An 8,680-nucleotide genomic window follows, 5' to 3' on the forward strand; every position below is an offset into this window, starting at 1 on the left:
TTCACTATTTTGTATTGCTCGACGGATTGCCTCTGTCGTTGTGGCGCTCCCGTGTAGAACCTGGCCCATAGTGCCTCCCTCCATTCTAAGGAAAATAATGCACCATCAAATGCCGGGACTAAACACCCAGAGCGCCGTCCGTTCTTTCGGACGCACAAAGGACGCTCTAACTCCTTCAATCCTCTTGGAATGGCAGCGGCGAGGGGACTTCAGAAGCCCTTCCTGCTTTTCTTAGAAGGTCTTGTCGCTTCGACGGAAATAACGGACGAGCCCGAATCTTCCACATTTTTGCAGCCAACGCATCTGTCGGTCGTGCGCCACCTACGATTTTGCAGTCAAAAAACGTCGACATAGGCTTCTCAGGCAAGGTCAATTTTTAGATCGTTCCAATTTCTAAGATGAGATTCCAGCGCTCGGAGAACGCCAAGGTTTGCCAGAAATGAGCTTGGCTATAACAATTCACATAAATTTCTCTTGACATATTTGGAACGTTCCAAATATTTAATGATCATTCGACGTTGGCGTCGGGAGGGGAAATGACCAAGGCGCGGGTAACCGTCATCGACATCGCGAAGGCCGCCGGCGTCTCGAAATCGACGGTTTCGCTGGTGCTTCAGGGCTCCTCCCTGGTGAATGAGGGGACACGTTCCAAGGTCAATGCCGTGATGCGCGAGCTGGGTTATGTCTACAATCGCGGCGCCGCCAATCTTCGGCAGGCCAGTGCCAAGTCGAGGATCATCGGGGTCGTCGTCAACGACTTGACGAACAGCTTCTTCGCGGAGCTGGCAGTCGGCGTCGATATGGTCGTTCAGTCGGCCGGGTTCGTGCAATTCCTGTCGAACACCAGCGAGAGCATCGACAGGCAGCGCGAGGTTGTCGCATCGATGCGGGAACATGGCATTTCGGGGCTCATCGTGTCGCCGGCGCGCGCCACCGATGCCGCAGACTTCAAGCCGCTTGTCGCCGCGGGAATTCCGGTGGTGGTCGTCGTCAGAAACCTGCCTGGCGCCAAAGTTTCGTCCGTCGTCTCCGACAACCGGGCTGGCATGATGTCCGCGGTCATGCACCTGGCGGAGCTCGGTCACAAGCGCATCGCTTTTCTCGGCGGCTTTCCAGACACCGCCGTCTTCGACGACCGCCTTGCCGGTTACCGAAGCGGCATGGAGGCAGCCGGGCTCGACTATCACCAAGACCTTGTCATCTCGTCCGCGCCTTCGCGAGCCGGCGGGGGAGAGGCGATCGGAAAAGCACTCGTTCTTGCCGACAAACCCACGGCAGCCGTCTGCTTCAACGATGCCGTCGCCTTCGGTGTTTGCGACGGATTGCGTGCCCGCCGTCTGGAGCCCGGCTCCGACTTCGCGGTCGTGGGTTTCGACGACGTCATCGAGGCTCAGGCAGCGGTTCCCGCGCTCACGACGGTTTCGGTCGATCCGCAGGGCATTGGACGCCGCGGCGCGCAGCTGCTTCTGAAGCAGATCAATGCGGGCAAGGCCGAGGCGGAGACGGTGACAACAGCGGTTCGGCTGGTCGTTCGCGAGAGCTGCGGAGCCCGCAAGAGCGTAAAAATCGAAACAGGACTCTGAGTAACGCCGATGAAGAAGCATCTCACCCCAACCGAAGCAGCCGGGCTCATCCCGGATGGCGCTGTTGTAACGGTGTCTTCCTCGAGCGGTCTTGGTTGCCCGGACCTCATGCTGAAGGCGATTGGCGAGCGTTTCGATGCGACCGGCCATCCCCGTGATATCACGACCCTTCATCCTATCGCCGCCGGCGACATGAGCGGCATCAAGGGCGTCGACCATATCGCCAAGAAGGGGCTGCTCAAGCGCATCATCGGTGGTTCCTATCCGTCCGGTCCGTCATCGTCAGAGCCGCCGCTGATCTGGCAAATGATCACCAACAACGAAATCCCAGCCTACAACATTCCCTCGGGTATCCTCTTCGATATTCATCGCGAGGCCGCCGCCAAGCGGCCAGGCGTCCTGACCAAGATCGGCATCGACACATTCGTCGATCCCAAACGACAGGGTTGCGCGATGAACGGCCTGGCGTCGGAACATCCGGTGGTCAAGCGCGTGAGCTTCGAGGGCGACGACTGGCTGTTCTTTCCCTCGATCGTCCCTGAGGTCGCCATCATCCGCGCCACCACCGCCGACGAGCGCGGCAACCTGACATACGAACATGAAGGCGCCTATCTCGGCGGCCTCGATCAGGCGCTGGCCGCGCGCAACAACGGCGGCATCGTCATCGCGCAGGTCAAGCAGATCACCAAGGAAGGCTCGCTGAAGCCCCATGACGTTCGGGTGCCTGGAATGCTGGTCGATTATGTGATCGTCGATCCGGAACAGAAGCAGACGACGCAGACGCAATATGATCCGGCGATTTCCGGGGAGATCTTCCGCCCGCTCGATAGTTTCAGCGTTCCGGAGTTCAATGTTCAGAAGGTCATCGCGCGTCGTGTTGCGCAGGAACTGCAAGCGGGAAGCTGCGTTAATCTCGGCTTCGGCATATCGGCCAACGTGCCGCGAATTCTGCTGGAGGAGGGGCTTCACGGCGCGGTCACCTGGGTCATCGAGCAAGGCGCGGTCGGTGGCGTGCCGCTGCTCGATTTCGCCTTTGGCTGCGCCTCCAACGCCGACGCCTACATGCCATCTCCCTATCAGTTCACCTATTTCCAGGGCGCAGGCTTCGATGCCTCGCTGCTGTCTTTCCTCGAGATCGGCAAAGACGGTTCGGTCAACGTCTCCAAGCTCTCCTTCCGGCCGCATGTGACGGCTGGCGCCGGAGGCTTCGTCGACATCACTGCGCGCGCGAAGAAGATCGTCTTCTCAGGCATGTTCAATGCCGGAGCGAAGCTTTCGATCGCCGATGGAGCTCTTCTCATCGAGAGGGAAGGCAAGCTGAAGAAGCTCGTGAACGAGGTCGAACATGTCACCTTCAGCGGCAGGCGCGCGATCGAGCAGGGGCAGGAGATCACCTATGTCACCGAGCGGTGCGTGATGAAGCTGACGCCCGACGGCGTCGTCCTCACCGAGATTGCGCCCGGCGTCGATCTCCAATCCCACATCCTCGATCAGTCGGAGTTTCCGCTGATCGTGGCGCCCGACCTGAAAGTCATGGACGCGGCACTCTTCGCGGAGGCAAACATCGGCCTGTCCCTTCCAGAAAAGAGGGCACGGACGCTGGAGGGCAGCTTCCATGGCTAGCGGAACAATCAGAATTGACGTCGATGGACATGTTGCGACGCTGACGATTTCTCGTCCGGAGAAGCTGAACGCGCTCGATCTCGACATGCTGAAAGCGCTGGCAGACGCGGCCGACGAGGTGGAGGCGAACGCCAATGTGCGCGCTGCCATTCTCACGGGCGAAGGAAAGGGCTTTTCCGCCGGCGGCGATATCAAGGCCTGGGGCGGAATGCTGCCTCAGGAGTTCGGTCATCTCTGGGTTCGGCATGGCCACCGTATCTTCGAGAGACTGGCGACGCTCCGGATGCCGCTGATCGCGGCTCTGAATGGCCATGCCCTCGGGGGAGGGCTTGAACTTGCAGGAGTCGCTGACATTCGCCTTGCCGAGGAACAGATCAAGATCGGTCTCCCGGAAACCGGCCTTGGCATGGTGCCGGGCTGGTCCGGGAGCCAGCGTCTTGTGCGCCGGTTCGGGGCGCAGGCCGTCCGGCGCATGGCCTTGGGCGGCGAGATATTCACCGCCGAGGAGGCCCGCCTGCTCGGGATCGTAGACGCGGTCGTCCCCACTGGAAACGCACTCAATGCTGCCAGGGAATATGCTGGGCGTATTGCCGCAAGGGGGCCGGCTGCGACCGAGATCGCGAAGTTGATGATCGCATCGGCAAACGGCGAAGACAATGGAACCGCGGTCGAAGCCCTGGGTTCGATCCTCGCTGCGAAGACCGGCGATCTGAAGGAGGGCGTCGCATCATTCAGCGAGAAGCGCCCGGCAACGTTCAAGGGAGAATGGTAATGACGGTCCTCGTCAACCCCACCGCGCTGAGCGACCACAAAGCGCGTGATTTCAAGATGCTCATCGATGGCAAATGGGAGGCTGGCAGCTCCGATCCGATCGAGCGTGTCGCACCGAGCCATGGGGTCGTGGTCAGCCGCTTTCCGACCGGCAGCAAGAGGGACGCCGAGCGTGCGATCGCTTCGGCACGCAAGGCGTTCGACCTCGGGCTGTGGCCCCGAATGACGGCTTCCGAACGTTCCGCCATCCTGCTCAAGGCGGCCGATCTGATCGCGGCGCGTGCAGAGGAGCTGGCATTTCTCGATGCTATCGAGGCAGGAAAACCGATCACGCAGGTACGGGGAGAAATTGCGGGCTCCGTTGACATATGGCGCTACGCGGCGGCTCTTGCCCGCGACCTCCATGGTGAAAGCTACAACACCCTCGGCGATGGCACCCTGGGTGTCGTCTTGCGCGAAGCGATCGGGGTGGTGTCGATCATCACACCCTGGAACTTTCCGTTCCTGATCGTCGGCCAGAAGCTGCCATTCGCCTTGGCCGCTGGCTGCACGACCGTCGTCAAGCCCTCGGAGCTGACCTCAGGATCGACGCTGGTGCTGGGAGAGATCCTGCAGGAAGCAGGCATGCCGGATGGCGTCGTCAACATTGTCACCGGTACGGGACCAGAGGTCGGCGCGGTCATGACGTCCCATCCTGACGTCGACATGGTGTCCTTCACCGGCTCGACCGGCGTCGGAAAGCTGACGATGTCGAATGCCGCACAGACGCTGAAGAAGGTCTCGCTGGAACTGGGCGGGAAAAACCCGCAGATCGTGTTTCCGGATGCCGATCTCGATGGCTTCATCGATGCCGCGGTCTTCGGCGCATACTTCAATGCCGGCGAGTGCTGCAATGCCGGCTCGCGGCTGATCCTTCACAAATCAATCGCTTCCGATGTCGTCAAGCGGATCGCCGAATTGTCGAAAGCAGTGAAGGTCGGCGACCCGCTCGATCCTTCGACGCAGGTCGGCGCCATCATCACGCCTGAGCACCTGGAGAAGATATCAGGATACGTTGCCGGCGCGAGGAGCAGCGGTGCCCGGGTCTCACATGGCGGCGAGACGCTCGATCTCGGCATGGGGCAGTTCATGTCGCCGACGATCCTCGAAGAGGTCACCCACGATATGGCCGTGGCGCGTGAGGAAGTCTTTGGTCCGGTGCTTTCGGTGCTGACATTCGAGACATCAGCCGAAGCGATCAGGATTGCGAATTCCATCGACTACGGCCTGTCGGCCGGTGTCTGGAGCCGCGATTTCGACACGTGTCTGACGATCGGCCGGTCGGTGCGGGCGGGGACGGTCTGGATGAACACCTTTATGGATGGTGCTTCGGAACTTCCCTTCGGCGGTTACAAGCAAAGCGGCCTCGGCCGTGAGCTCGGCCGCCATGCGGTCGAAGACTACACCGAGACCAAGACGCTCAACATGCATATCGGCAAACGCACCAGCTGGTGGATGCCGCAGACGGAAAAGCTGGCTTAGCCGGCGCCCGAACTACGCTCGAGGAGGGCGGGTGATTGGTGCGGGAATAGGTCCCGCATCTTCCAAGATGGAACTGGGAGGTTCTTCGATGAATAGGTTTCTGACTACGACTGCAATGATCGCATTGGCTCTGGCCAGCGTCAGCGTGTCCGCCCAAGCCGCTGACGTCAAGGAAGTGCAGATGCTGCACTGGTGGACGTCAGGCGGGGAGGCAGCGGCTTTGAACGTTCTGAAGGAGGATCTTTCGAAGGAAGGTTTTGCCTGGAAGGACGTGCCGGTTGCCGGCGGTGGCGGCGATGCGGCAATGACGGCGCTGAAGGCGATGGTGGCGGCCGGCACCTATCCGACGGCCTCGCAGATGCTCGGTTATACCGTGCTCGATTATGCCGAGGCCGGCGTCATGGGCGATCTGACCGAGACGGCGAAGAAGGAAGGCTGGGACAAGTCGGTTCCGGCAGCCCTGCAGAAGTTCTCGGTCTATGACGGCAAGTGGGTCGCAGCCCCGGTCAACGTCCACTCGGTCAACTGGCTGTGGATCAACAAGGCGGTGATGGACAAGATCGGCGGCACTGAGCCGAAGACCTTCGACGATCTGATCGCGCTGCTCGACAAGGCCAAGGCTGCCGGCGTCATCCCGCTGGCGCTTGGCGGCCAGAATTGGCAGGAAGCGACGATGTTCGATTCCATCGTGCTGTCGACCGGCGGGCCGGAGTTCTACAAGAAGGCCTTCAACGACCTCGACGAGGAATCGCTGAAGTCCGACACGATGAAGAAGTCCTTCGACAATCTGGCAACGATCATCAAATATGTCGACCCGAACTTCTCGGGCCGCGACTGGAATCTGGCGACCGCCATGGTCATCAAGGGTGATGCGCTGGTGCAGGTGATGGGCGACTGGGCCAAGGGCGAATTCGTCGCCGCCAAGAAGACGCCGGATACCGACTTCCTGTGCTACCGCTTCCCCGGCACCGACGGCAGCGTGGTCTACAACTCCGACATGTTCGGCATGTTCAACGTTCCTGATGACCGCAAGGCGGCCCAGGTGGCGCTGGCAACCGCGACGCTGTCGAAGAGCTTCCAGTCGGCCTTCAACGTCGTCAAGGGTTCGGTGCCGGCCCGTACCGACGTTCCCGATACCGACTTCGACGCCTGCGGCAAGAAGGGCATCGCCGACCTGAAGGCAGCGAACGAAGGCGGCACGCTGTTCGGCTCGCTGGCGCAAGGCTACGGCGCGCCTCCGGCGATTGCCAATGCCTATAAGGACGTCGTCTCGAAGTTCGTCCATGGCCAGATCAAGACCTCCGACGAAGCCGTCAAGCAGCTCGTCCAGGCGATCGACGACGCCCGCTGAGACCACTGTCGATAACAAATGCTTCCCCGCCTGCTTGCGGGGAAGCTTCAGGCTTCGCGCCGATCATGCGCGGACAATCATGCCCAGACAATGATGCAGAGCCGATCATGCAGGACCGAATGCGGGAAGGAGATGACATTCCATGAGCACCGTTGCGACCACCGATCCGGTTTTGACGCCGCGGCAATCGACGGGGGTCTCGTTGAGGGGCCGGCTGCAGGATGCGCTGCCGAAGATCGTGCTGGCGCCGAGCTTCGTCATCACCATCATCTTCGTCTATGGCTTCATCGTCTGGACGGCCTATCTCTCCTTCACCAATTCCAAGACCTTTCCCTCCTATGCGCTGACCGGCGCACGCGCCTATCAGCGGCTGTGGCGCTGGACCTTCGAGAGCGATCCGCCGTCGTCCTGGTATACCTCGATCACCAACATGGCGATCTTCGGTTTCCTCTATGTCGGTATCTGCCTGGCGCTCGGCCTGTTCCTCGCTATCCTGCTCGACCAGAAGATCCGCGGCGAGAGTGTGTTGCGGCCGATCTTCCTCTATCCGATGGCGCTCTCCTTCATCGTCACAGGTGTTGCCTGGAAATGGTTCCTCGATCCCGGCCTCGGCCTGGAACAGACGCTGCACCACTTCGGCTGGACGAGCTTCCACTTCGACTGGATCAAGAACAAGGACTTCGTCATCTACACCGTCGTCATCGCCGGTGTCTGGCAGGCGTCCGGCTTCGTCATGGCGATGTTCCTGGCGGGCCTGCGCGGCATCGACGGCGAGATCATGAAGGCAGCCCAGATCGATGGCGCCTCGCCATTCCAGCTCTATCGGCGCATCGTCATTCCGCTCTTACGGCCGATCTTTCTCTCCGCCTTCATCGTGCTCGCCCATATGGCGATCAAGTCCTACGACCTGGTGGTGGCGCTGACCTCGGGCGGCCCCGGCGGCTCGGCCTGGCTGCCGTCCAACTTCATGTATGAATACACCTTCAAGCGCAACGAGATGGCCGTCGGCTCGGCCAGCGCCATCATCATGCTGATGACGATCTCGGCGATCATCGTTCCCTATCTCTATTCCGAACTGAAGGAGAAGGCGCGATGAGTGCGATCATCTCACCGACAGCCGACAGGGCGCAGAACAGCACAAACTCCCGCTGGATCGGCCGCACCGTCATCTACGGCCTGCTGCTGGTCTTCGCCGTCCTCTATCTGATGCCGCTCTTCGTCATGCTGACCACCTCGTTCAAGACCATGGACGAGATCCAGAACGGCAACATGCTGGCGCTGCCGCAATCGCCGACCTTCGACCCCTGGATCAAGGCCTGGGGCGAGACCTGCGTCGGGCTGACCTGCGCCGGCATCAAGGGCTACTTCTGGAACTCGATCAAGATGGTCGTGCCGGCTGTGGCGATCTCCACCATCATGGGGGCGCTGAACGGTTATGTGCTGACCAAGTGGCGCTTTCCCGGCCACACGCTGGTGTTCGGGCTGATGCTGTTTGCCTGCTTCATCCCGTTCCAGTCGGTGCTGTTGCCGATGGCGACGATCCTCGGCAGCCTCGGCCGCTTCGGCGTGGTGCTGCAGAATGCCACGGGCTGGAACTTCGGCTTCGGCAATCCGACGGCCAATCTGGTCTTCGTCCATGTCGTCTATGGCCTCGGCTTCACGACGCTGTTCTTCCGCAATTTCTACGAGGCCTTTCCGACCGAACTGGTCAGGGCCGCCCAGGTCGATGGCGCCAGCTTCTTCCAGATCTTCCGCCGCATCATGCTGCCGAACTCGCTGCCGATCATCGTCGTCACGGTGATCTACCAGTTCACCAATATCTGGAACGACT

Annotated in this window: 7 protein-coding genes; all 7 read left to right on the forward strand. The window is 60.8% G+C overall.

All coding sequences use genetic code 11. The annotated features are described in order from the left end of the window. The first annotated feature begins 536 nt into the window (after positions 1 to 536). Positions 537 to 1,583: a LacI family DNA-binding transcriptional regulator gene (locus GFM02_RS34530; protein ID WP_168324203.1), complete on the forward strand. Its 1,047-nt coding sequence runs from the start codon at positions 537 to 539 to the stop codon at positions 1,581 to 1,583. Between the two features lie 9 nt (positions 1,584 to 1,592). Beyond that, positions 1,593 to 3,206 carry an acyl CoA:acetate/3-ketoacid CoA transferase gene (locus GFM02_RS34535; RefSeq protein WP_168324204.1) on the forward strand — a complete coding sequence of 538 codons (1,614 nt, stop codon included), beginning with the start codon at positions 1,593 to 1,595 and terminating at the stop codon, positions 3,204 to 3,206. After that, on the forward strand, positions 3,199 to 3,978 hold the full coding sequence (locus GFM02_RS34540) for an enoyl-CoA hydratase/isomerase family protein (protein WP_168324205.1): 780 nt from the start codon (positions 3,199 to 3,201) through the stop codon (positions 3,976 to 3,978). Before GFM02_RS34535 ends, GFM02_RS34540 begins: the two co-directional genes overlap by 8 nt. Further along, a complete protein-coding gene (locus GFM02_RS34545; protein ID WP_168324206.1) occupies positions 3,978 to 5,498 on the forward strand; it encodes an aldehyde dehydrogenase family protein in 1,521 nt (506 codons plus the stop codon). The genes GFM02_RS34540 and GFM02_RS34545 overlap by 1 nt, the downstream gene beginning before the upstream one ends. Positions 5,499 to 5,586: 88 nt before the next feature. After that, entirely contained in the window at positions 5,587 to 6,849 is a 1,263-nt protein-coding gene (locus GFM02_RS34550) for an ABC transporter substrate-binding protein (RefSeq protein WP_168324207.1), read from the forward strand. 142 nt (positions 6,850 to 6,991) lie between these two features. Beyond that, the gene (locus GFM02_RS34555; protein WP_168324208.1) at positions 6,992 to 7,945 is read left to right on the forward strand and encodes a carbohydrate ABC transporter permease; all 954 of its coding nucleotides are present in this window, start codon (positions 6,992 to 6,994) and stop codon (positions 7,943 to 7,945) included. Further along, on the forward strand, positions 7,942 to 8,680 hold a 739-nt coding region (locus tag GFM02_RS34560), incomplete at its 3' end, for a carbohydrate ABC transporter permease (RefSeq protein WP_168324209.1). The genes GFM02_RS34555 and GFM02_RS34560, both read left to right, overlap by 4 nt.

This window comes from Rhizobium leguminosarum bv. viciae (assembly GCF_012276115.1).
GTDB lineage: Bacteria > Pseudomonadota > Alphaproteobacteria > Rhizobiales > Rhizobiaceae > Rhizobium > Rhizobium leguminosarum_T.